Source organism: Cryobacterium sp. Hh11, from assembly GCF_004404045.1.
Lineage (GTDB): Bacteria > Actinomycetota > Actinomycetes > Actinomycetales > Microbacteriaceae > Cryobacterium > Cryobacterium levicorallinum.
The window spans coordinates 103,582-127,284 of sequence record NZ_SOHF01000019.1; the positions used below are offsets into that span (position 1 = coordinate 103,582).

A 23,703-nucleotide genomic window follows, 5' to 3' on the forward strand; every position below is an offset into this window, starting at 1 on the left:
TCCTGCCGCCCCGAATTAGCGAACAGGTCCGTAAATATTCGACACATGAGAGCGGATGCCGCCGGTGCCCGGTCGCAGCGGCCAAGGGTGTTGTCACCCCTGACTAACGCCCGGGATAGAGGATAGGAACCGACGTGTCCAGCGCTCCGTAAGCCAACGGCTGACGGGACGTTTCTGTATGGCCAGACTGCGAGGATTCGCTGCGTCGGTATTGCGTGTCGGCTGACCTTCTGGTTCCCACCGACGGATGGACGGGGCGTAGTGGCCCTGTTCGCGGGCGAGAAGGCAACAACGGGAGACATGTTCTACGACGGTGTCGAATCACTCATGAACGGCTTTGGTGGCCGTAGCGCTGGGCCATCTTCTCGGCGAGCAGCTGCGCTGCTTTCACCGCGGTCAGTGCCAGGCTCTCGCTTTCGTCAACGCCGAGTTCGCTGAGCGCCCGAACGAGATACAGCGGTAATGGCTCCCTATGGGTCACGGTTTCGGGTACCCCGCGGTCCGGCAACTTCTTGTCACGAACACAGGCCCAGAACGCGTCAGCGTCAACGGTGAGCCGGGTTCGCAGCATGTGGGTCCACATCCCGGCAGAGTACGTCGACCGGTCGACGGGCCGGGAGATTCGTGTTCGGAGGATTTGCCCGTCCCAGAGCGCCAACTCATAGGTGCGGTGAGGCCTGACAGGCTGTCCTGATGCGCCGCTTACGAGCTGCCACTTCTCCGCCACGCAGAAATCGTCGTGGTCCTCGCGGGTCGTGGTCGGGTACTTACTCACCGCCGCGCTCAAGCCATTCGAGGAGCTGCTCGTCGGTTTAAAGTTTGATGAGCTGCACAAGTGCCCAGTTGTCGGCGTGATTCGGAGCGCGCTCCAGCCGGTCGTCCCAGTCTTTGGCGTACTCACGAAGCGACAGGGCGAGGTCCGCGAACGCGCCGTCAACATCCGTACCCTCTGACACGACGGGGCGACCATCCATCAACGCAATGGTGCGGTCATCTTCCCGAGTGACGCGAACGCGCGGCGATACAGTTCGAGAGAAGTATGTACGGAGCCGATTCACCGGCATGACCGCAGAGAGCTGACCATCGCGCTGCACGGTGACGGTTCGCCCGCGCGCACATGCGAACGTACGCCGAGTACGTCATGTTCATGTCATCTCGGTGTCACTTCCTCTGGCCATCGCGGCACTTGATGCACAGGGCCGACGCCGTCCGCTTGGCAGCACGACGGGCGCCCACGGTCCGAGTTCGGTCGCCACCAACAATGACGAGCTCAGGTGGAACAGCGAGGCTTCTCAGGTGATCGGCTACCTGGACCAACCGATTAGGCGCTTCGAGGTCTTCCATCGCGGTAGCCCGTAACTCTTTCGGGGGGAGCGGTTTGGATTCAAAAATCCGTAATATGAGTATTTGACACTTCGCTCTAACTTTGAAACGTCCTGGCGCTGATGGCTGGATTGCTTGGTTCCCGCGCGACCGCGCGGGTGAGAACCCTGAAACGACGGAGCACTCCATCTCAATGTTGAATCCTGAGTTAGTTACCCGATCCGCACACCGCCACCGGATCGCCTTCCGGTGACTTTCAATTCCCCCTCTGAGTCGCGTTTTGCGGCGGCCAGCCGGTTTATGACGGCGCAGACCTGGTGGATCGCCAGCGAATTGGTTCGCCGGCATCCGCATCTACTCATGACGCGCGTCACAGCTGAAGACGACGGACCAGTAGTTCTGCTCCACGACGAACAAGATGGCATGCGCATTCAGTTCGATTTGGAACGCGGCATCAGATTTGTGGTTTTGGGTGAGGCCGTCAACATTGCGTGGCGACGCATTGTGAACTCGGACAGTTCGCACGAGATCGTGAAGATGATCGAGTTCGCCACGGGTCTTCAGGCACCCCGAGTCACGCCGAATACCACGCCTCGTGCCCTCGTATACAGGCTGATCAGTAGCTTCCTGACGTCGGTCGTGAACGACCCGAATGAGTGGAACGTCGTGCCGGCGACCATGTCCACTGACGGCACCGACGATCAGAGCGCCGGGCAGTTTCTGCTCTTGTTTCCGTCAACGCAAGCGGCTGTGGCGGCTTACACCGCGCAGACCCATACCCAATTACCCAACGGCGGCACACGGCTCTTCCATCAGCCGTTTTGGGCCCTTACCCGGGACCTTGAGGCTGTGGCTATTTTAGACATTGCCGGGGTCATTCACACCCGCGAGGGCGCCGTGCGCCTGATGCCGATTTTCAAGGAAGCAGGTGGTCAGATGTCAGCGACCACGGCCTGCGTGCTGGGAAAATTCCAGCCCTGACCACTCCAGCCTGCCGTTGACTGCCGCGTCACTTTCTGCGAGTAGATCTCTACACGCGAAGGAGCCAAGCCACCCACCGACAGGGCCCGGCATCGTGGGTAGGGGCCCTGTCGGGCGTGCTACTTGGCGAGGAACGCGAGTACGTGCCGGTTCCATTCGTCCTTGTGGGAAACGGTGAGACCGTGGGGGGCGTCTTCGATCAGTACGAGTACGCTGCCGGAGATGGCCTCGTGCGTGCGCTTGCCGCTGACCTCGAACGGCACGATGGTGTCAGAGTCGCCGTGAATCACCAGGGTCGGGATGGTAATTTTCGTCAGGTCATCGCGAAAGTCCGTCGTCGCGAAGGCGGTGGTGCAATCGAGCGTGCCCTTCGGTGAAGCCATCTGGGCAATATCGAGGTTGTACGCAATCTGTTCGGAACTGACCTTCGGCTTGTTGACCAAGGACGGCTTACCTGCCGTGAAGAACATCGTCAGGAACTCATTCAGGAATGCCGGCCGATCGCCGGTCAAACCGTCGTGGAACCACTGGGCCAGGTCGGCGTCGACACCGCCGTCAGGGTTGTCCTCAGATTTCCAGAGGTACGGCGGCACCGCGCTGGCGAAGACGAGTTTCGCGATGCGGTCGGTGCCGTAGGTACTGACGTAGCGGGCGAGCTCGCCGCCGCCCATCGAGAATCCGATGAGCGTAACATCCCGTAGGTCCAGGGTATCGAGAACGGTCTTTAGGTCGGCAGCGAACGTGTCGTAGTCGTACCCGTTCCAGGGCTGTGACGACTGGCCGAACCCGCGACGGTCGTAGGTAATAACCCGGTAGCCGGCGTCGACCAGGGCGGGGACCTGACCCTCCCAGGATCTGCCGCTGAGGGGCCAACCATGAATAAGTACGACGGGCTTTCCGGCACCGACGTCGTCGTAATGCAATTCAACGCTCGGATCGTTCTGACCGGTGACGGTGATGAAAGGCATGTTCACTCCTTGCAATCGGGATGGTTCCTTGGAGGTAATCGGGATGGTTGTTTCGAGGTAACCGGTGTTCGCTGGGAGACGGCTGTAGGCGGCACCATCGGTCGGGCTCGTCCCCCCACATTCGACAGAACTGACCGGGACTGAGGAGGCAGATCGTGCAACCTGCCAAAGCACTGACATTCGACTCTGACGCGCCACCCGCTGCGAGTTAAGAGCGACACTAAACCGCATGACGAGCATGACGAGCATGACGAGCATGACGAGCATGACCCGGGCCGCGCTGGTAAGCGGAGCATTTGTAGAACTAGCCGACGCACTGGTCGGCGAATACGACGTGCTCGATCTCTTGCACACCCTGGTCGACCAATGCGTGGTGTTACTTGACGCCACCGCAGCTGGCATCCTCCTAGCGGACCACAACGGCAATCTGCAAGTTGTCGCCTCCACGAGTGAAGAAAGCCAGATCGTTGAAGTTTTGCAACGTGAAGCCGGAGCAGGTCCCTGCATCGACGCGTATCGGTCAGGAAGGGTCGTCACGCTCAGCGATATCGCCACCAACGGTGATCTCTACCCCACTTTTCAGGCCGCGGCATTGTCCCAGGGCTTCCAATCCGTTCACGCCATTCCGATGCGTTTTCGTCCCCACACCATCGGGGCGCTGAATCTGTTTCGAACGGAAAAAGGCGTGTTGAGTGCTGAAGACGCGACAATTGGTCAGGCCCTGGCCGACGTCGCGACGATCAGCCTTCTCCATGAACGCACGGCTCGAGAGAATGCAACGGTCAACGAACAGTTACAGCGTGCCCTCAATAGCAGAGTGTTCATCGAGCAGGCCAAGGGAGTCATCGCTGAACGAAACGGCATCAATATGGATGAAGCTTTCCAGCGGCTGCGCGAGCACGCCCGTTCGCGTCAGGAGCCGATGCACACAAGCGCCGCAGACGTGATCAGCAGCCGCGTCATGATCTAGGTCGGGTGTCCCGATTCACGCACTGCGTGAGCCATGCTTTCGTCGAGGTACTGGCTAGAGTTCTGACCTGGATTGGTCCTCCCGACCCTGCCGCGCCAGACCACGAAACCATCGAGCGCGGGACTAATGCAGCCGTGGACTGGACGGTCTGTGATCGACCAAGCTGACACCGGGTCCCCGTCACCGTCGGCAATACGCCCGAGATGACGTTCACCGATCAAGGTCACCGGGAAAGAAACGTGCCCGGCCAGGCCGTCCCGAGCGTCCCAATACACACAGCAAGGCCCACACTGACCGCGACTAAACTAGTGACTTCGGTTTAAGGGGTGCGTGCGTGATCGACCAGGAGCTTGTTCGGGAACAGAACTATGTCCAGTCGCTGTATGAGCGGTTGGATGCATTAGCGGAAGAGGCCGAACATCAGCTGATCGAGGTGCGCCGCCTCGACGTGGGCGGCAACCACCAGTCCCGCAGCGAGCGCGATACCTTCGCCCGCCTGTACGAGGATCGCATCGTGCAATTACGCGAGGTCGACGACCGGCTTGCCTTCGGTCGGCTCGAGACCATGCCGGACGACTCCGGCGACTCGGTCTACCGTTACATCGGACGGGTCGGGCTGCGCGACGAGGACCACAAGCCCCTGCTGCTGGATTGGCGGGTGCCGCAGGCCAGCGCCTTCTATCAGGCCACGGCCGCCACGCCGCTCGGTGCCCGGGCCCGCCGTCACCTGCTGTCCAAGGGGCGCAGCATCATTCGCATCGAGGACGAAATTCTCGATGCCGCCCTGCTTGCCGACCCGGATGCGACCACGCATCAGGGCGAGGGGGCCCTGCTCGCGGCCCTCACCGCGCAGCGCACCGGGCACATGTCCGACATCGTCTCGACCATTCAGGCGGAGCAGGACCGCATTATCCGCTCGGAGCTGGCCGGAATTCTCGTCGTGCAGGGCGGCCCTGGCACCGGCAAAACCGCCGTCGCTCTGCACCGCGCCGCCTACCTGCTGTACACGCACCGGGAACGCCTCCGCGACAGCGGTGTGCTCATCATCGGCCCGTCACGCTCGTTTCTGCAGTACATCGAGGCCGTGCTGCCGTCGCTCGGCGAGACCGGGGTCGTGCTCGCCTCGGTCGGTCAGTTGTTTCCCGACGTCGAAGCGACCGAAGAGGATGCCCCGGCCGTTGCCGCTCTCAAAGGCCAGGCGTTCATGGCCGACCTCATTGCCCGGGCCGTGCAGTCCCGGCAGCGCACCCCGGCCGCCGCGCAGGTGCTCGTCGTCAACGGCGACCGCATCGTGCTGCAGCCGGAGCTGGTCGCCCAGGCGATCGCGCGCGCTCGCGGCACCGGCAAGACCCACAACGAGGCCAGGGTCACGTTCGTGAAGACGGCCATCAACGCGCTGTCCCGGGTGTGGCTCGAGCAACTGCAGCAGCAGGGCCGGTCGATGGACGATACCGACCTGCCGATGCTGCGCGAAGATCTGCGCCTGGCCGATGACGTGCGCGTAGCGCTGAACACCGCCTGGCTGCCGCTGACCCCGCAGAAGCTGCTGCAAGATCTGTATGCGCGGCCGCAGTGGCTGGAGGAGCTGACTCCGCGCTGGCGTTTTGCCCAGCGCAAGCTGCTGGCCCGCGCGCGCGACGCCGAGTTCACGATCGCCGACATTCCGCTGCTCGATGAGGCGGCCGAACTGCTCGGCGAGTACAACGCGGTCGACCAGGCGAAGAAGCGCGCGCTCAAGGAACAGCGCAAGCGTGACGTGGAGAACGCCGAAACGGCCATTGAAAACATGCGGGTGAAGGGGCTGGTCAACGCCAAAGACCTCGCCGCTCGTGCCGGCGAACTCGATGAGCGGGCCACGACCAGTGAGCGTGCCGCGCGAGACCGCAGCTGGACCTACGGCCACGTCGTCATCGACGAAGCGCAGGAACTCTCCCCGATGCAGTGGCGGCTCGTGTTGCGGCGTGGTCCGCGCAGGTCGTTCACGATCGTCGGCGACATCGCGCAGGCGGCGAGCGCTGCGGCATCCGCTAGCTGGAAGGAGGCGCTGCAGCCGGTACTCGCGGGCTCGCCGGAGGCCGACCGCTGGCGGCTCGAAGAGCTCACGGTGAACTATCGCACGCCGAGCCAGATCGCTACAGCGGCCGAAACCGTCGCGATCTCGCACGGCTTGTCGATCACGCCCTCCCGCACGGTGCGGTCCAGCGAATGGCCGGTCGAGACGGTAGTGGATGCCGCGTCGGCGGTGCGCCGTGATCTGGCGCTCGGCGCCGGCGGCACCCTCGCCGTGATCGTCGTCGACGCCGGTCTCAACGACCTGGAAGCCACCCTGCGCGCCGAATTCGGCGACCTGCTCGGCGTTGGCGCGCTCGGCTTGAGCCGGGACATTGCGCTGCTCACCCCGCAGGACGCGAAGGGGCTGGAGTTCGATGCGGTTATCGTTGTTGACCCAGCTGCGATTCTCGCGGCCTCGGAGCGCGGTGCCGGGGCACTCTACGTTGCGATGACCCGCGCCACGCAGCGGCTGTACCTGGTGGGCGACGCGCCGCTCGGTGATGCGCGCGGCTGACGTCGCTGTTGACGCCGTCGTCAATGCGGATGCCGAGCTGCCCTGATCGAGAAAGTGTCTTCCCAAGGTGCGCAGCGAATTGACCTTGGCTGCTCAAACGAGCTTTGAGCCCCGTTCGCTGATCGTAGACAACTCTTAGAAAATCGCACCATAATACTGAGATTGTCTCGTTTTCACGGGCGTTTCGGAGTATAATTGTGGGTGAAGGAGGCATCGTCGCCATGACCCTCACCGTCCCGCCCGCAGCAGCCGGTTCGATGCCGGAGTTTGAGGGTTCCCGGGTTGCGGTGATTGCTCAGGCCGGTGCATTGTTGGCTTCCGTTGTTGACGGGGTGCGGTTTAGTCATCTTGATGACGGCGAAGCGGTCGCGGTCATGGCCGCGCTGGAGGGCCTCGGGCGCAAGGTCGATGCGGCCAGACTGCGGTCGACCACCGACATTGGAGTTCGCGCGGAGACCGACCTCGGCAACGGATCTTTGGCGTATAAGAACGGATGCCGTAACCGGGTTGAGTTCATCACCCAACTTGCCGGCATCTCCGGCCGTGAAGCCAAGCGTCGCCTGAAACTGGGCGAGACGGCGGTCGAACGCACCCCGCTTGGTTTGCCGGTCGCGGCCCGGTATCCGGTCATTGCCGAGGGGCTCGTGAGTGGGGAGCTTGGGGTGGAGTCGGCGGAGATCATCGCCGGCACCCTGACCGCGTTGCAGGGCCGGGTCTTGCCGGACGACCTCGACCGCGTCGAACGTGCACTGGTGGCGTCGGCGACCGGGGAGATCACGCCGGAGACGGTGGGGCTGCCGGGCGCGGGAATCCGCTTCGCGCCCGACATGCTGCGGGCACAAGCCCTGGAGTGGCAGGGCCGGCTCGACCCCGACGGCACCGCGCCCAACGACGACGCCGTCGAGGCGAAAAGCACGTTGACCTTCGGCCTGCTGCGCAACGGGCTCTACCCGGTGCACGCCAACGTCACCCCGGAACTGCGCGGCATCATGGACACGTTGTTCGACACGTTCCTATCGGCGCGGTCCCGCACACCGCGATTTGAACCCACCGAACCCGGCAATGACCCCAGCGAGCTGGACGGCGTTGACATCGACGGCCCGAGCACGAAGGGTGAGCGCTTCGGCGCCGACCCGTTCGGCGCCGACCCGTTCGGCGCCGACCCGTTCAGTGCCGACCCGTTCAGTGCCGACCCGTTCAGTGCCGACCCGTTCGGCGCCGACCCGTTCAGCGGCGATACCCGCTTCGACGGGGACCGCCGCACCGGCGGTGAGAAGCGTGCTGACATCCTTCGCTCCGTGTTTGAAGCGGCCGCGCGCGACCCGCAGACCCCGACGATGGGCGGTGCGGCCCCGACCGTCATGATCCACATCAACGCCAGCGACCTCGACCAGGGCCGTGGCGTTGGCTGGATCGACGGTATCGAAGCCCCGGTCTCGTTCCGCCGGGTGAAAGAAGCCATCTGCACCGGCGGCGCCCGAAAGGTACTGTTCGGCGACAACGGCGACGTGCTCTACCTCGGCGACACAGTTCGCTGCTTCACCGCCAAGCAACGCACCGCCATCGCCGCCCGCGACGGAGGCTGCATCATCCCCGGCTGCACCATTCCCGCCCGGTGGAGCGAAGTCCACCACGTCATCCCCTGGCAAAAACACGGCCTCACCAACATCGACAACGGCGTCCTCCTCTGCTGGTTCCACCACCACACCATCGACACCAGCGGATGGAGAATCCGCATGATCAAGGGCCGACCCCACATACTCGGACCACTGCTCTTTGACCCAACCCAAACCTGGCGACCCGCCCACAATCACCGAGCCAACACCCCCAGCCCCGAACCTTACCGGCCCGAACGACCATGGCGCACCTGAGTCTCCGGCGACGCGTGCGCCAGCGGCTAGTCATTCCGGTCGGGTAGCGTTGAAGCATGACAATGGAGTCTCACCCCACGCCCTTTTCCAGTCTCGATGACTACGTGGCGCTGCCGCGGGTGGAGGGCCTCGCGCTCTCGCCCGACGGGCAGCGGGTCGTCCTCACTGTTGCGACCCTCACCCGCGACCAGACGAGCTATGAGCGGGCACTGTGGTCAGTGGCCGCCGACGGCACCGGCGTTCCGACCCGCCTGACCCGGTCGGCGAAGGGCGAATCCGGGGCCGCGTTTACGGCCGACGGAGACGTTTTGTTCGTTTCCACCCGCCTCGACGCGGCTGCTGACAAGGGTGCTGACACGGACGCCGTGGCCGCCCAGCTCTGGCTGCTGCCTGTTGCCGGCGGCGAGGCTCGCGCGATCACCCGCCTGGCGGGGGGAGTATCCGGCATCGCCGCGGTGGCGTCCTCCTCCTCCAACCTCGTGATCGCCGCCGAGCTCCTGCCGAGCGCCGCCGACCTCGAAGCTGAAGGCGCCGCCCGCAAGGAACGCACCGAGAAGAAGGTCGCGGCTATTCTGCACGAGAGCTACCCGGTGCGGTTCTGGGACCACGATCTCGGTCCGGCCGAACCCCACCTGCTGGCGCTCGACCTCGCCGACCTGCAGGACACGATCGCACCTCCCGCCAGCGCCAGCGACACGGTCAGCGAAGCGGATGCCCCCGCTCCTTATCCAGCCGACCTCCCGCGTCCCCGAGACCTCACGGCCGCCCCCGGTCGCACCATGGATACCGCCGGCCAGGCCCTAACCCCGGACGGATCCACGCTAATCGTTGCCCTGCGGGTTGCTGAGCAACGCTCCGGTCGCTATGTGCTGGCCTCCATCGACGTCGCGACCGGCACCCAGACCACCCTGTTCGACGAATTGAAGGTTGACTTCGAATTCCCGGTTGTGAGCCTCGACGGTAGACAGATCGCCTTCGTGCGAACAGCCGTCAGTACCCCGGAGGGTCCGGCCGACCAAGAACTCTGGGCTGCCGACCTGGACGGCCGCCGCCCGCGTCGCCTCGCCGCCGAATGGGACCGCTGGCCGACCAGCCTGGTCTTCGACGCGGACACCGAATCCAACCAGGCCCTTATCGTCACGGCCGACCACGACGGCCGCGGTCCGATCTTTCGCGTACCGCTAGACGGCGGAGCGCCCGAGCAGCTCACCACCGACGACTTCAGCTACACCAACGTCTGCGTCGATGCCCAGACCGGCGACCTCGTGGCCTTGCGCTCCTCCTGGATCGCGCCGGCGCATCCGGTGCGCATCGGCCGCTCCGGTACCGTCAGCATGCTCGCCACACCGGCCGCGCTCCCCGAGGTTCCCGGCACGATCACCGAGGTTGAGACCGTGGCCGAAGACGGAGCGCGAGTACGCGCCTGGCTACTGCTGCCTGCGGGAGCCGGGCAGGAGCATCCGGCCCCGCTTCTACTATGGATTCACGGCGGCCCGCTGAACAGTTGGAACGCCTGGAGCTGGCGGTGGAGCCCGCTGCTCGCCCTAGCCCGAGGTTACGCGGTGCTCTTGCCCGACCCCGCGCTCTCGACCGGCTACGGACTCGATTTCATCGCTCGCGGCTGGAACGCCTGGGGTTGCAAGCCCTACACCGACCTGCTCGCGATCGTTGATGCAGTCGAAGAGCTGCCCGAGATCGACGAGACCCGCACCGCAGCGATGGGCGGATCATTCGGAGGCTATATGGCCAACTGGATCGCCGGCCACACCGATCGGTTCCGCGCCATCGTCAGCCACGCGAGCCTGTGGTCGCTCGACCAGTTCAACGGAACGACCGACGACTCGCAATACTGGCAGAGCATATTCTCGGCGCAAGGCATGATCGACAATTCGCCGCACCAGGCGGTGCGCGAGATCGTCACGCCGATGCTCATCATTCACGGTGACCACGACTACCGGGTGCCGATTGGCGAAAGCCTGCGGCTGTGGTCTGAGCTCGCCGAACACCACGCAGGAGTCGACGGCAGTACCCAGCACAAATTCCTGTTCTTTCCCGACGAGAACCATTGGGTACTCAAGCCTCAACACGCGGTGGTCTGGTACCAGACCGTGTTCGCTTTTCTGGACCAGCACGTGCACGGCGCCGACTGGAAGCGGCCGCGCCTGCTTGGCTGATCAGGTCAGGGGCACCCCGCAAGTCGGTTAAAGTGGAGAGCTGGAAAGGAACCAGCTATTGAGTGACATTGCAGGCGAATTGGCGCGGGTGCGCGAAGCCTTCGACAAACCCACCCTGCGACTGCTCGACCGCAAATGGGCGCCGTTCGTGCTCGCTGTGTTCAAGAGTTCGTTTAGTCGTGAGCATCGCAGCGTTTCCTGCGAGGCACTGCACACCCAAGTGGATGCCTACCTCGCCGACCTCCGCAGCATCGGCCTGGATGCGCCCGAGAAAACGGGCCGCGCCCTCTGCGTGCAGTGGATGAACGACCTCTGGCTCTACCGGGAGATCAGCGACGCGGGGGAGGAACACTACTCGCTCACCAGCCATGCCCTCGAAGCCCTGCTGCTCGTCGACGGTCTCGCCCGAGATCGGGCGCTGATCAGCGAATCCCGCCTCACCACGATCGTCGACACCGTGCGTCATCGCGCCACCGAAGCCAACCCAGACCGCGAGGAGCGGGTGCGGCGTCTCGACCAGCAGATCCACGAGCTCAGCAGCGAGCGTGACCGGCTCTCCGACGGCGGCGACATTGAGCCGGCCTCCAACGAGCAGATGCACGAGGGCTACGCCAACCTCATCAACCTTATTCAGCAGCTGCCGAGCGACTTCAAACGGGTCGAAGAGTCCGTCGCGGCCATGCATCGCCAGATCGTCAACGACTTCCGCGGCGAGGAACGGCCGATCAGCGAGGTTCTCGACGACTACCTCGCCAAAACGGATGCCCTCATGTCGTCGACCGCGGAGGGTCGCGCCTTCGAGGGCGCCTTCACCCTGCTGCGCAACGACGCTCTGCTGCAGGGGCTGAAAGCGGATCTCGAGACGATTCTGCTGCATCCGTTCGCCCTCGAACTCAGTCGCACCGAACGCCGCAGCTTCATGAGCACGGTCACCCTCATTCGCAAGGGCATCGACGACGTGCTGACCCAGCGCAAGGGGCTCACGACCACGCTGCGCGAGCACATCGTCAACCATGACGTCGTGAAAGATCGCGAGCTTGAACGTGTGCTGCGCGACGTCAATCGCGAGCTCGCGACTTGGATGCAGACCGCCGGGCCGCGCTCCACTGTCACCGCCGAACTGATGCCGGGCACCCTCGACGTTGAGCACCTGCACGAACGGTTCTACGATCCGGTCGCTCACCGCGCTCCGCCCGCGCTGGCCGATGTGTCGGGCGCCGCGCCCGCGGCGCCGAGCCTCGACGCCCTGCGGCAGCAGGGCGGGCCACTGCTCCAAGAACTGCGCGACGCCCTGGTGGCGGCTATGGGAGTGAAATACGGGACGGGAGAGGCGGCATCCATTGGCAGCGCCTTCAACGGGCTCGACGCGAGCCTGCGTCGGCCGGTCGAGATCCTCGGCCTGCTGCAGCTCGCCGCCCAGCTCAGCCCGGGCACGGCGGGGCTGGAGAGCTTTGAAACGGTGCGACCGGATGGCTCGGTGCGTTTCTTCGAGGTGCCGCGCCTCATTTTGACCGACGACGACACGGCGGCACTGGCCGCCCAGAATTTGGGTTCCGAGAATGACTGACGACCTGGCTGACGACGACACCGGCATAGACAGCGACCCGGCCAGCCTCTCGCTGTTCGAGGGGGATGAGGGCGGCCTGAGCGTGGAGCAGCGCCGGACGCTCGTGCTGCTGCTCAAACACCGCTATATTTCGTCGGCACTGCAGCCGGCCGAGTGGCAGACCCTGCTGAAGTCGCAGAGCCTGCTCAAATCCCGGCTCAACGACGTCTTTCTCGACCTGCACGTTGACCTGCACTACGAGATCGCCTTCAAAAGGCAGGCCCTCGCCGAGGGCGGCGAACGCTTCCCCACCCTGCTGCACGACGTCGCCTACAGCCGGGAAGAGACCATTCTGCTCGTGCTGCTCCGCCAGCGTTTTCGCAGCGAACGCGCCAACGGCCTGGAAATTGTGCTGGTCGACCGAGACAACCTGGTCGACAACGTTGCCCATTTTCGGCCGGAGCACGCGACCGACCTGTCCGGCGACGCGCGCAAGGCGACGGCCGCCGTCGACAGCCTCGCGAAGGCGCGGGTGCTGCTGAAAACCAGCGACCCCGACCGCTTTCGCATCTCCGCAGTGATCGAAGTGCTGCTGCCGGTGGAGCGCCTGCGTGAGCTGCTCGAGTGGCTGCGCGCCGAAAATAACGAACCGCTGATGGAGCCCCTGGTATGAACGATTCCCCGCTGTTCTATATCAACGGCGCCACCGAGGGCACCACGCAGTGGCGTGCCGAATCGATGCAACTGGTCAATTGGGGCGGCTTTCATGGCCACCACGAGGTCGACTTCAGTGCCTCGGCCACGCTCGTCTCCGGAGCTTCCGGCACCGGCAAGAGCAGCCTGCTCGACGCCTACCTCGCCCTCATGATGCCCTCGGACACCCCGTTCAACGGTGCGTCGAACGACGCCGGCTCCGGCCGGGCCCGCAGCGTCGACCAGCGCAACCTGATGACCTACCTTCGCGGCAAGACCGACGCCAACCGCGAAGCCGGCACCGACGAGCTGACCGACCAGGTGCTGCGCGGCGCAAACGCAGCCACCTGGGGCGCCATCGCCATGACCTTCGTCGACGACAACCAGCGCCGCTTCACCGTGCTGCGGGCCTACTTCGTGCCGCGCGGCGCCCACAAATTCGCCGACGTCACCATGAAAATGGCTACGACAGACGGATGCCTCGACCTGCGCGACCTCGCCGCCATCGCCGAGAATCGGTTCGACAAGCGCGCCCTGAAAGCCCACTTCGACGGCCTCGACGTCTTCGACACCTACGCGGCGTTCGCCCAGACGCTGTACACGCGGCTCGGCATCGGCGCCAACGGTGAGGGCAGCAAAGCGTTGCGCCTGCTCGCCCGCATTCAGGCGGGCCAGCAGGTGAAAACGGTCGATGGACTGTATAAGTCGATGGTGCTCGAAGAGCCGGCCACCTTCGCCGCCGCCGACAAGGCCGTCGACCACTTCGAAGACCTCGAGCGTTCCTACGGCGCCATGGTCACCGAGGCGCAGAAGGCGCAGGTGCTCGAACGCCTGCCCGAGCTCAACGCCGACTATGAGGCCGCGACGGCCAAAGCCGATCTGGTCGACACCTTCGGCGTGCACCGGGCCGGCGATACCCCGTTCGTGCTGTGGCAGTTGCAGACCGAGCAGGCCCTCCTCGAGACCGCCGCCGACACCAACCGGGTCGCCCGCCGGGACAACCGGGTCGCCCTGAGCGAGGCGCGTGACGGGGAGACCGCTCTGAAAACCAGGGTGGCCGACTTGCAACACCAGCAGCGCAACAACGGCGGCGACCTGCTCGAACGCCTGCAGAACGAACTCACCCAGCTACTCCACCGGCACGACGACGTGGCTCGCGAGCGCGCGAGCTTCGACGATCGGGTGCAGAATCTCGCCCGGCAGCTCGATTCGCCCGCATCCTTCGCGGCTGCTCAGCGCGCCGCCGAAGAATTCGCCGCCGGGTTCGCCGCCGGCGAGGCCGCACTGGAAGCGACCCGCTCTGCGCTGCAACGCGAGTCGTACCCGGTGGAGGAGCGCATCCGCTTGCTCAAGCAGGAACGTGCCTTTCTGACCGGACGCGAGAGCCTCGTGCCCCAGCAACTGCATCAGGCCCGGCTGCTGATTTCCGAAGCGGCGAACATTCCGGTCGATGAGCTGCCGTTCGTGGCCGAACTGATCGACCTCGCCGCCGGTGAAGAGCAGTGGCGGCAGGCCGCCGAGGTGACCCTCGCCTCGGTCGTCAAGGTTCTGCTCGTCGATGAGACCCGGCTCGCTCAGCTCAGCGCGGCGATCGACCCGCTGCAGCTGCCGCTGCGCATCCACTTTGAGGGTGTTGAGCTGAAGCCGCACGTCGTGGCCGTCGGCGACGCTCGTTACGTCTCGGGCAAGCTCGACGTGAAAGACTCGCCGTTCAGCAGCTGGGTGCAGGCGCGCCTGCGGAGCGCAAACCTCGACGCACTGTGCGTGGCCAGCCCATCCGAGCTGGGTGGCGCAGGTGCACGGGTGACTTCGAGCGGGCAGACTCGCAATGGGTCCCGGGGCGCCCACGGCACAAACGCGGGTCAGAAATCGATCATCGGATTCTCCAGCCGCGCCCGGCTCGACGATATTGCGTCGGAACTCGCGGCGCAGGGGCGGGTGGCCGATGCTGTCGCTGGACGGGCATCCGCTGTCGCAGACAGCTTGGTCGGACTGCGCGATAACCAGGCCGCTCACCAGCACATTCTCGACACCGACTGGTCGACCATCGACGTTGCGGCGGCCGCCGAGCGCATTGCGGGCAAGAAATCCGAGCAAGAACGGATGCTCGCCGGCAGCGATATCCTGCGCGCCCTGAACGATGAAGAGGGCCGGCTGGCCCTCCAACTCGATATTGCCGGAAAGCAGAAGCACGCGGCCGACCAGACCGGCGCAACGCTGGCCGAGGAGCAGAGCAGCATCGTCGACGCGCAAGACACGGTGAGCGGGCGGCTGGACCAGATCGATCAGGGCGACGCGCTCGTGCTCGCGGCCGAACATGCCGCGCACCTGAGTGAGCAGTTTGCTCTGGTCACCGACCAGAACGACCTTTCCAGTTTTCCCGCCGGCCTGAAACGCCTGCGCGAGCGGTTGATTGCGCAGTCGGCGCAGGACCGCGACAGCGCGGCACGCGATCGCGCGGCCATGATCGGCATCTTCGAGTCCTTCCAGAGCCGCTGGCCCGACCCGAACATCGGCGTCGCGCTCGAATCGGTCACGAGCTACACCGACATTCTCGACGCGATCCGCACCCTCGGCTTGTCGGAGCGGCGGCAGGAATGGAAGCGCCGACTCTCCGCCTGGAGCGGCCAGGACCTCGTGCCGCTCACCGGCGCGTTCAACTCGGCAATCGAGGAGATCGAAGACCGGCTGCGACCGATCAACGAAATTCTCGCGACCCTGCCGTTCGGCGCGGGCCGGGACCGCCTGCAGATCGCCCTGCGCCGCCTGCACCCGGGTGACGCGACCTCGTTCCGCAAGGAGCTCAAGGCGCTCTCTTCAGGCGCGACGGAGCAATTTACCGATGATGAAACCGAGGACCGCTTCACCCGGCTGCAGCGGTTCATGGCTTTGATTCGCCGGCCCGACGGGCTGAACAACTCCCAGCGGGACCTGCTGCTCGACGTGCGCCAGCATGTCGAAATCACCGCCGTGCGCGTGACGCCCGACGGCGTGGAGGTGAGCACCTATTCCTCGCTCGGCGGCAAGAGCGGTGGCGAGTCGCAGGAACTCGTGGCCTTCGTCGTCGGCGCCGCCCTGCGCTTTCAGCTCGGCGATGAGAGCCGCACCCGGCCGCGTTTTGCCCCGGTCTTTCTCGACGAGGGTTTCGTGAAATCCGATGCCGAGTTCGCCGGGCGTGCGGTCGCCGCGTGGAAGGGCCTCGGATTTCAACTCATCGTCGGTGCTCCGCTCGACAAGGTCACCGCCCTGGAACCGCACATGCAGTTGGTGCTCTCGATCACCAAGAACACCGCCACCGGTTACTCCTACATCACGCCGCTGGCGTCACCGGAGGTCGCTGCCTGATTCACTGAAGTGGATCAACGCTGGCGAACTCTACTCTTTGGGCTGCCAGCGGCTTGGGCGTAGCATGTTGGCGGGTCGGCGCGTGGAATGGCCAACGAGATTGGAGCAGAGATGATCGGATCGCGGCAACTCCATCGCAACCCCAGCTTTCGTAACCCCACTTTTCTCTCAACCTGGCTGCTCTGGCTCGTCGGTTTCCTCGCCTTTCCCATAGCCAGCCTCGCCGGAACCGCCGTCGGTGGGCGGCTCAGCAACCCCGTATCGGCCCTGATCGGTGGTGCAGTCTGCGGAGTCGTGATCGGCGTTGGACAGGTGCTGGTCAGCCGGCGTCGACTCGATCCGCTTATCTGGGTACCGCTGTCGGCCATCGGAATGGGCCTGGGGCTGCTACTCGGCTCAACCGTTGTTGACTATGGAACCACCCTGGCCGAACTAGCCCTGATGGGCGCGGTCACCGGGCTCGTTCTCGGCACCGCGCAGGCCATCGCCCTGCCGCGGCGGGCCAGACGCCGCTGGCTGTGGGCACTGGGTGTTGCCGCTCTTTGGGCTCTCGGCTGGACTTTGACCACCCTCGTCGGGGTCGACGTCGATGCCCAGCACACTAATTTCGGCGCCATCGGTGCGGCAGCTGCTACCGCATTGTCGGGGCTGCTGCTGCACTTTTTGCTACCGTATCACCCCGCTTCGGGCGTGTGGCTACCTTCCCGACGGGTCACGACCTCGACGCTTGGACCCCAATGAGGGGGATTGTTTCCGTTCAGTAAAAGCGAAAACGTCCCGACGTAATAGGCTCTGCAGAGCGGATGCCCCGAATCAGTGTCGGCATCGGCACGACCAGAACGGGCGGCCCGGGGCCGCCAGATCGGAATTACCCGTGGACTTCTCCGCCATGCTCGCCGAGACGACCGGGCTGAGGTCGGACGTCGTCAAACAGGTGGCGTCCGTGGCCGCCGACGTGCTCCGGCTGAGCCGCAGCATTCATGCCGACCCGGAGCTGTCCTTTCAGGAGCACCGGGCATCCGTTTTGGTCGCCGCCCGACTTGAAGAAGCGGGATTCGCGGTAGAACGCGGTGTGGCAGAGCTTGGGACAGCTTTTGTGGCGACCGCAGGAAGCGGACCGCTGACGGTGGCCGTCTGCGTCGAATACGACTCGCTGCCCAACATCGGGCATGCCTGTGGCCACAACATAATCGCCGGCGCGAGCGTCGCGGCAGCACTCGCCCTGCTCCCACTCGTGGATGACCTCGACATCACCCTGCGGGTGATCGGAACTCCAGCCGAAGAGCACGGCGGTGGCAAGGTTGTGCTTCTGGAACGTGGCGTGTTCGATGGTGTGGGCGTCGCCATGATGACCCACCCCGTTCAGGACGGAATGTCCTACAACCCGGAAGGAACGACGAGCCAGGCCGTCGGCCGATACCGGGCGACGTTCCGCGGCACAGCCGCTCACGCTGCGGCGGCACCACATCTGGGAGTTAACGCTGCGGATGCCGCAGTGTTGTCGCAGGTGGCGGTGGGGCTGCTGCGTCAGCAGATTCCCAGCGATCACCGAATCGCTCTCTATGTTTCTGAGGCCGGATTTGCGACGAACATCATTCCCGACACGGCGGTGGTGGAATTTGAATGCCGAGCCTTCACTCTGGCTCAGTACGAGGCGCTCCTCGTGCGCGTTCGTCGGTGCTTTGAGGCTGGCGCGCTGGCGACGGGGGCGACGCTGGAGTTCGAGCAGACCGAACCCCTCTACGAGCCGCTGCTCCAGGACGCGGTGTTGTGCGCCCATTGGAACGAGGGCATGGCGTTCTTCGGGCGCAACGTTGAACGATCCGCGGGGTTGAGCGGTGGGTCAACGGACATGGGTAACATTTCCCAAGTCATCCCCAGCATTCACCCGTGGGTGGGCATCCCCGGGGCTCAGGTTCCCATTCACTCTCACGGATTCGCGGCCGTAGCTGATACTCCGGAGGCCTACGAGATCATGTTCGAATCCGCCATCGCGATGGCGTGGACGGTGCTCGGCGTCAGCACCGACACAGTGCAGCGCGAGACTTTCATCGCCGCAGCACAATCACGCTCGACCGCGCAGACCACTGGGGAATCCGATGAACACTAGCGTCACGCCGACCAAGCCCGCCGAGCGGTCGGCATCCGTTCGACTGAAAAATGCCTGGCCGATCCTTGCAATGGCATTTGTCATCGCGGTGGGATGTCAGGCCATCGGGTCCCTGACGATCGACCTCGGCGTTGGATCCATCATCATTTTTCCGATGGTCTGGGCCATTCTGATCGGTGCCGTGGTGTCGGTGCAGACAATCAAGCCGCTCGGGCTGAACCTGCAAAAGATCGCCAACGCGTTCGTGGGCATCGCCGTGATGCTTCTCGTTGCCCGTTTGGCATTCTCGATCGGTCCGAGCCTTCCCCTGTTGCTCGACGCCGGGCCGGCCCTGCTGGTGCAGGAAATCGGTCATCTGCTGGGCACGGTCGCCCTCGCTTTGCCGCTCGCGGTCTTGCTGCGCATGGGCAAATCCACCGTGGGTGCCACATTTTCGCTCGACCGCGAACCAGCCTTCGCTATGGTCAGTGAGAAGTACGGCCCCGATTCCGACCAGTATCGCGGAGTGCTGGCGATGTATGTGTTCGGAACGCTGTTTGGTGCCGTGTACATCAGCCTGCTCGCGTCGCTTCTGACCTCAGCCGATATCTTCGACCCCCTTGCCCTCGCTATGGGCGCCGGGGTGGGGTCGGGGTCGATGATGGCTGCGGCCGCAGCGAGCATCGTGGCCCAGTTTCCGGCGCAGGCCGAGCAGATTCTCGCCATGGCCGCGGTGTCCAACCTCATCACCACGGTCCTCGGCGTTTACGTCGGCATCTACATCGCCCTGCCGCTCGCCGACCGGTTCTACCGGCTGTTGACTCGGAAACAGGTCGATCAGCAGCAGGCGGTGGATGCCACCGCCGTCGATGAGAACCGTCGGTTCCGGGAAGCCGCTGCGGAGGCCGCCGCGCCGGTGAAACTCCCGATCTGGCTGGCAATGAGCGTGCTCTCCATCGTCGGCATCGCGACGGCGTCGGTGGCCGCAAAGTCCTTTTCCTGGAGCATCGTCGGCGGCTACGCCATCATGGTCGCGCTGATTCTGGTGAGCATGTTTCTGGCGAAGGTCTCGCGAAAGATTTCGGCGATTGTCTGGGCAACGACCATCGGAGCGCTGATCTCCAGCCCTTGGTCTCCGGTCGGCGAGCTGCTCACGGCTCTGGTGACCAGCGTCGACTTTCTGTCGCTGGCGACCGTCGTGCTCGTCAGTGCGGGGCTGAGCCTCGGCAAGGATATGCCCCTGCTGAAGCGGATCGGCTGGAAGATCATTCCCGTCGGACTCGTGGCGATCACGGCCTCGTTCGTGCTCTCCACCGTCTTCGCCGAGTTCTCCCTGGGGTTCTGGTAGCAGTAACGGATGCCGTCAGGAACGGTCCCAGACCCAGCGCGCAGCCTCGCCCAAGGCCCGTTCCGCTTGGTCGGCTCGTTCCTGCACGGCTAGGGCGGCTTCGATTTCATCGCACAGATCGTTGTCTACCAGCCAATCGATCGCCCGTGAATCGGCACGTGCCTCGGCGAAACGGTGCCAAATCAGGTCGAGCCTGGGCTCTGCCTCCTGCACCGTGTTCGTGAAGCGGCGAAATGCTCCGGCACCGTTTAACGCTCGGGCCAAGCGGTCGGCGATGACGGGATCGGTGACGGCGTCCGCAAAATCGGACATATCCCGGTATTTGTCACGGGAGTCCTCAGCTCCAATTCCAATCCAGGCGGGGTCGTCAAGATCGATGTCTTCGGCGTCGCCCGTGATGACATCGCCGTCCATGATGGTCAGCATGTCCCCGGTCGCAGCGTTGTAGTAGCCACCTTCACCGTTGCCCAAGGTCATCACCAGCAGGTCCAGGTCAATGGTGGCCAGGGTGCGGTGCCGCGGCTGTTCGATAGTCATGCCCCCATAGTGGCCGCAATTCTGCGGGCAGGGGCACAAATAGTGCGATTCCGACTGCCCCCGCCGTCACCGCGCTAACTCCGGGTCGGCGCGCCCGCCATAGCTGGTGCGCCGAGTATACGGGCGACGTATTTAGCCGCGCCGCAGTCCCTTTTCGAGTACCTCGAGGTGCAGGTCATCGCGCCTGGGCACGCCGAATCGCGTGTCGACGTGGAAGGGTTTCCGCACGCCCGTGCGACGATAGCCGCGTCGTTCATAGAACGCGATGAGGGCGTCGCGCAGGCCAATGACGGTCATGATCATCACGGTCGAACCCCATTCGGCCACGGCCAGGCGTTCGGCCTCGACCAGGATCCGCGTGCCGTCACCCTGACTCTGGCCCGTCGGGCGCACGGCGAACATGCCGAAATAGGCGGTGTCGCCCAGGTCTTTGGCGATGTGGGCGCAGCCGACCAGATCGACGCCGCGTTCGGCGAGAATGACGAGGCTGTCGGGGCGATCGAGGTCCGCGTGCAGCAGGTCAGCGTCGATGCGCTGCCCATCGATGAGGTCGGCCTCTGTAGTCCAGCCGGCCCGGCTGGCCTCGCCGCGGTAGGCGTTCGTCACCAGCTCCAGCAGGGCCGGAATGTCGTCGTTGGTCGCGCGGCGAAACGTCAGGGTGTTCATTGCCCCACGATATCGCCCGCACCCGGCCCGGGTAATCTTCTGGCAGGTCTGGCAGGTCTGGCAGGTCTGGCAGGTCTGGCAGGTCTGGCAGGTAACCGCTCTGCACATGTTGGTGGCCTTTCACTCGGGGATGTGACGTAAAAACATACACCTCGGGGTATATTGCGAATGCGTGCAGACTGACCGAAACGGATGCCCCGGGCCCGGCCGGTGTATCGTGCCATCAACGAGCGTGTGGCTGGCCGACAATACGGCCCCGGCGCTCGTGAACCCCGAGGAGAGAGGCGCCCCCATGAGCAGTGACCCACCAATCGACGACGTCACCGACGACGACATCGAAGTCACCCATTCCAAGGCCTGGGCGGCTGGCGTTCCGGGCGTGCTGCACTCGATGGAACCGGCGATCACTCAGATGGGCGCCCGGCGGGGGATGCGGGCTCTGCTCTCGATGAATCAGAAGGACGGCTTCGACTGTATGAGCTGCGCCTGGCCCGACCCGGGCCAGCGCAAGGCCTTCGAATTCTGCGAAAACGGTGCCAAGGCCGTCACCTGGGAGGCCACACCGATCACAGTTCCCACCACCTTTTGGGCCGAGCACTCGCTGGCCGACCTGCGCGAGAAGAGCGAATACTGGCTCGGCATGCAGGGGCGGCTGATCGAACCCGTGTACAAGCCGGCTGGCAGCGACCACTACCGCCCGGTCAGCTGGGCCGAGGCGTTTCGGGTAATTGCGGCCAAGCTCAACGGGCTCGACTCACCCAACCAGGCCGCCTTCTACACCAGCGGCCGCGCGTCCAACGAGGCCGCTTTCGCCTATCAACTGTTCGCCCGCGCCTACGGCACCAACAACCTGCCGGACTGCTCCAACATGTGCCACGAGTCCACGGGCTGGGGCATGGGCCAGACCGTCGGAATCGGCAAAAGCACGATCAGTTACGACGATTTCGCGAAATCAGACCTGATCATCATCATGGGCCAAAACCCAGGCACCAACCATCCGCGTATGCTCACGGCGCTCGAAGAAGCCAAGGATGCCGGTGCCCAGATCGTCGCCGTCAACCCGCTGCCCGAGGCGGGCCTGCGCCGCTACAAAAACCCGCAACGGGTGCGCGGAATCATCGGTCACGGCACCGACATGGCCGACCAGTTTCTGCAAATTCGCATTGGTGGCGATATGGCGCTGCTGCAGGCGGTTTCCAAGCGGGTACTGGACGCCGATGCGGCCGCCCCCGGCACAGTGCTCGACCAGGCCTTTCTCGACGAACATTGCCACGGGCTGGCCGAGTTGCGGCAACATTTGTCGCAACTTGACGAGCGGATGGTCCTGGCCGCGACAGGCCTGCGTGCGGCCCAAATTGACGAACTTGCGCAGCGCTACCTCAATGCCGATCGGGTGATTATCACCTGGGCGATGGGGCTGACGCAACAGAAAAAGGGCGTCGAGACCATCAAAGAAATCATCAACCTGCTGTTGTTGCGCGGAAACATCGGCAAGCCCGGTGCCGGAGCCTCCCCGATTCGTGGACACAGCAACGTGCAGGGCGACCGCACCATGGGCATCTGGGAGCAGATGCCGCCCGCCTTCCTCGACGCCCTTCAGGCCGAGTTCGGCTTCGATCCGCCACGTGCGCATGGCGTTGACTCCGTCGACGGCGTGCGTGCCATGCGTGACGGAAAAATGAAGGTGTGGATGGGGCTCGGCGGTAACTTCGTCGCCGCCATGTCCGACACCGGCATTGCCGAGGCTGCCATGGCCCGCACCGAAATGAGCGTGCAGATCTCGACCAAGCTCAACCGGTCCCACGCCGTGACCGGCGAGGAAGCCCTGATTCTGCCGACCCTGGGGCGCACGGAAATCGACGAGCAGGCCAGCGGCGAGCAGTTTGTCTCGGTGGAGGACTCGGTCTGCGCGGTGCATCCGTCCTGGGGCAAGCTCACGCCGGTCGCACCGAACCTACTTTCCGAAGTCGCCATCGTCTCCCGGCTGGCGAGCGCCGTCCTGGGCGAGCGGGTTGCCGTCGACTGGGCCGGATTTGAGGCCAACTACGATCGCATCCGCGACCACATCGCCCACGTGGTCGGTGGGTGCGAGAACTACAACGAGCGCATCCGGCAAGACGGCGGGTTCGTGCTGCCGAACGGGCCGCGCGATTCGCGCACGTTCACCACCCCTACCGGCAAAGCGATGCTGACCACGAACACCCTCGAACACCTCGAGGTGCCACCCGGGCGCCTGGTGCTGCAGACACTGCGCAGCCACGACCAGTTCAACACCACTATCTATGGCCTCGACGACCGCTACCGCGGGATCAAGAAGGGCCGTCACGTGGTGTTCATCAACAAGAAGGACCTGATCGCCCTCGGGTTCGCCGACGGTGACCTGGTCGACGTGCACAGCGAGTTCAGCGACAACGTCGATCGGGTGCTACGCGGGTACCGGCTGGTCGCCTATCCGACGCCGCGCGGCTGCGCGGCCGCCTACTATCCAGAGGCGAACGTGCTCGTGCCACTCGACAGCGTCGCCGACGGCAGCAATACGCCGGTGTCGAAGGCGGTCATCATCCGATTGGAGCGGTCGGAGGTGTGATGCGGATGGTGGGAGCTCCTGCGCGGTTTGAGCTACTTC

Annotated in this window: 17 protein-coding genes; 12 read left to right on the forward strand and 5 right to left on the reverse strand. The window is 64.6% G+C overall.

Going from position 1 to position 23,703, the window contains the following annotated elements:
* Window positions 1-325 precede the first annotated feature (325 nt).
* Together E3T46_RS18255 and E3T46_RS17885 are read right to left on the reverse strand one after the other, a co-directional pair.
* Entirely contained in the window at window positions 326-583 is a 258-nt protein-coding gene (locus E3T46_RS18255; RefSeq protein WP_198419157.1) for a hypothetical protein, read from the reverse strand.
* Between the two features lie 229 nt (window positions 584-812).
* Window positions 813-974, reverse strand: coding sequence for a hypothetical protein (locus E3T46_RS17885; RefSeq protein WP_166790223.1), 162 nt, complete (start codon window positions 972-974; stop codon window positions 813-815).
* 598 nt (window positions 975-1,572) lie between these two features.
* Between E3T46_RS17885 and E3T46_RS08815 the strand changes: the two genes are divergently transcribed.
* Window positions 1,573-2,304: a hypothetical protein gene (locus E3T46_RS08815; RefSeq protein ID WP_134578265.1), complete on the forward strand. Its 732-nt coding sequence runs from the start codon at window positions 1,573-1,575 to the stop codon at window positions 2,302-2,304.
* A gap of 119 nt (window positions 2,305-2,423) precedes the next feature.
* Here the strand turns inward: E3T46_RS08815 and E3T46_RS08820 are convergent, their stop codons facing one another.
* On the reverse strand, window positions 2,424-3,272 hold the full coding sequence (locus E3T46_RS08820) for an alpha/beta hydrolase (RefSeq protein WP_134578266.1): 849 nt from the start codon (window positions 3,270-3,272) through the stop codon (window positions 2,424-2,426).
* Between the two features lie 229 nt (window positions 3,273-3,501).
* On the opposite strand from E3T46_RS08820, the gene E3T46_RS08825 reads away from it, so the two are divergent.
* The 10 genes from E3T46_RS08825 to E3T46_RS08870 all read left to right on the forward strand — a co-directional run bounded on the left by E3T46_RS08825 (window position 3,502) and on the right by E3T46_RS08870 (window position 19,874).
* Entirely contained in the window at window positions 3,502-4,242 is a 741-nt protein-coding gene (locus E3T46_RS08825) for a GAF and ANTAR domain-containing protein (protein WP_347232612.1), read from the forward strand.
* A gap of 334 nt (window positions 4,243-4,576) precedes the next feature.
* Window positions 4,577-6,808: a UvrD-helicase domain-containing protein gene (locus E3T46_RS08830; protein WP_134578267.1), complete on the forward strand. Its 2,232-nt coding sequence runs from the start codon at window positions 4,577-4,579 to the stop codon at window positions 6,806-6,808.
* 221 nt (window positions 6,809-7,029) lie between these two features.
* A complete protein-coding gene (locus E3T46_RS08835; protein ID WP_134578268.1) occupies window positions 7,030-8,679 on the forward strand; it encodes an HNH endonuclease signature motif containing protein in 1,650 nt (549 codons plus the stop codon).
* Window positions 8,680-8,741: 62 nt separating this feature from the next.
* Window positions 8,742-10,853, forward strand: a complete 2,112-nt coding sequence (locus E3T46_RS08840; protein WP_134578403.1) for an alpha/beta fold hydrolase — start codon at window positions 8,742-8,744, stop codon at window positions 10,851-10,853.
* A gap of 58 nt (window positions 10,854-10,911) precedes the next feature.
* The gene (locus E3T46_RS08845) at window positions 10,912-12,420 is read left to right on the forward strand and encodes a DUF3375 family protein (RefSeq protein WP_166790224.1); all 1,509 of its coding nucleotides are present in this window, start codon (window positions 10,912-10,914) and stop codon (window positions 12,418-12,420) included.
* Window positions 12,413-13,072, forward strand: coding sequence for a DUF4194 domain-containing protein (locus E3T46_RS08850; protein WP_104131709.1), 660 nt, complete (start codon window positions 12,413-12,415; stop codon window positions 13,070-13,072). Before E3T46_RS08845 ends, E3T46_RS08850 begins: the two co-directional genes overlap by 8 nt.
* Window positions 13,069-16,437 carry an SbcC/MukB-like Walker B domain-containing protein gene (locus E3T46_RS08855; protein WP_134578270.1) on the forward strand — a complete coding sequence of 1,123 codons (3,369 nt, stop codon included), beginning with the start codon at window positions 13,069-13,071 and terminating at the stop codon, window positions 16,435-16,437. The genes E3T46_RS08850 and E3T46_RS08855 overlap by 4 nt, the downstream gene beginning before the upstream one ends.
* 87 nt (window positions 16,438-16,524) lie before the next feature.
* A complete protein-coding gene (locus E3T46_RS08860; RefSeq protein ID WP_134578271.1) occupies window positions 16,525-17,178 on the forward strand; it encodes a hypothetical protein in 654 nt (217 codons plus the stop codon).
* Between the two features lie 133 nt (window positions 17,179-17,311).
* Window positions 17,312-18,547: an amidohydrolase gene (locus tag E3T46_RS08865; RefSeq protein WP_241980552.1), complete on the forward strand. Its 1,236-nt coding sequence runs from the start codon at window positions 17,312-17,314 to the stop codon at window positions 18,545-18,547.
* Window positions 18,537-19,874: a DUF3100 domain-containing protein gene (locus tag E3T46_RS08870; protein ID WP_134578272.1), complete on the forward strand. Its 1,338-nt coding sequence runs from the start codon at window positions 18,537-18,539 to the stop codon at window positions 19,872-19,874. The genes E3T46_RS08865 and E3T46_RS08870 overlap by 11 nt, the downstream gene beginning before the upstream one ends.
* A 15-nt stretch (window positions 19,875-19,889) precedes the next feature.
* Here the strand turns inward: E3T46_RS08870 and E3T46_RS08875 are convergent, their stop codons facing one another.
* Complete coding sequence (locus E3T46_RS08875; protein WP_134578273.1) at window positions 19,890-20,411, reverse strand: UPF0158 family protein; 522 nt, start codon at window positions 20,409-20,411, stop codon at window positions 19,890-19,892.
* Window positions 20,412-20,543: 132 nt separating this feature from the next.
* Window positions 20,544-21,077, reverse strand: coding sequence for a GNAT family N-acetyltransferase (locus E3T46_RS08880; protein ID WP_134578274.1), 534 nt, complete (start codon window positions 21,075-21,077; stop codon window positions 20,544-20,546).
* A 292-nt stretch (window positions 21,078-21,369) separates the two neighbouring features.
* Here E3T46_RS08880 and E3T46_RS08885 point away from each other — a divergent pair, with 292 nt between their 5' ends.
* Window positions 21,370-23,664 (forward strand): FdhF/YdeP family oxidoreductase, encoded by a 2,295-nt coding sequence (locus tag E3T46_RS08885; RefSeq protein WP_134578275.1) that lies wholly within the window; start codon window positions 21,370-21,372, stop codon window positions 23,662-23,664.
* The last annotated feature ends 39 nt before the right edge of the window (window positions 23,665-23,703 follow it).

Excerpts from the sequence above, each read along its gene's own strand:
- E3T46_RS18255 (WP_198419157.1), bottom strand. The coding sequence starts at position 583 with ATGTGGACCCACATGCTGCGAACCCGGCTCACCGTTGACGCTGACGCG.
- E3T46_RS17885 (WP_166790223.1), bottom strand. The coding sequence starts at position 974 with ATGGATGGTCGCCCCGTCGTGTCAGAGGGTACGGATGTTGACGGCGCG.
- E3T46_RS08820 (WP_134578266.1), bottom strand. The coding sequence starts at position 3,272 with ATGCCTTTCATCACCGTCACCGGTCAGAACGATCCGAGCGTTGAATTG.
- E3T46_RS08825 (WP_347232612.1), top strand. The coding sequence starts at position 3,502 with ATGACGAGCATGACGAGCATGACGAGCATGACGAGCATGACCCGGGCC.
- E3T46_RS08835 (WP_134578268.1), top strand. The coding sequence starts at position 7,030 with ATGACCCTCACCGTCCCGCCCGCAGCAGCCGGTTCGATGCCGGAGTTT.
- E3T46_RS08840 (WP_134578403.1), top strand. The coding sequence starts at position 8,742 with ATGGAGTCTCACCCCACGCCCTTTTCCAGTCTCGATGACTACGTGGCG.
- E3T46_RS08850 (WP_104131709.1), top strand. The coding sequence starts at position 12,413 with ATGACTGACGACCTGGCTGACGACGACACCGGCATAGACAGCGACCCG.
- E3T46_RS08855 (WP_134578270.1), top strand. The coding sequence starts at position 13,069 with ATGAACGATTCCCCGCTGTTCTATATCAACGGCGCCACCGAGGGCACC.
- E3T46_RS08860 (WP_134578271.1), top strand. The coding sequence starts at position 16,525 with ATGGCCAACGAGATTGGAGCAGAGATGATCGGATCGCGGCAACTCCAT.
- E3T46_RS08870 (WP_134578272.1), top strand. The coding sequence starts at position 18,537 with ATGAACACTAGCGTCACGCCGACCAAGCCCGCCGAGCGGTCGGCATCC.
- E3T46_RS08875 (WP_134578273.1), bottom strand. The coding sequence starts at position 20,411 with ATGACTATCGAACAGCCGCGGCACCGCACCCTGGCCACCATTGACCTG.
- E3T46_RS08880 (WP_134578274.1), bottom strand. The coding sequence starts at position 21,077 with ATGAACACCCTGACGTTTCGCCGCGCGACCAACGACGACATTCCGGCC.
- E3T46_RS08885 (WP_134578275.1), top strand. The coding sequence starts at position 21,370 with ATGAGCAGTGACCCACCAATCGACGACGTCACCGACGACGACATCGAA.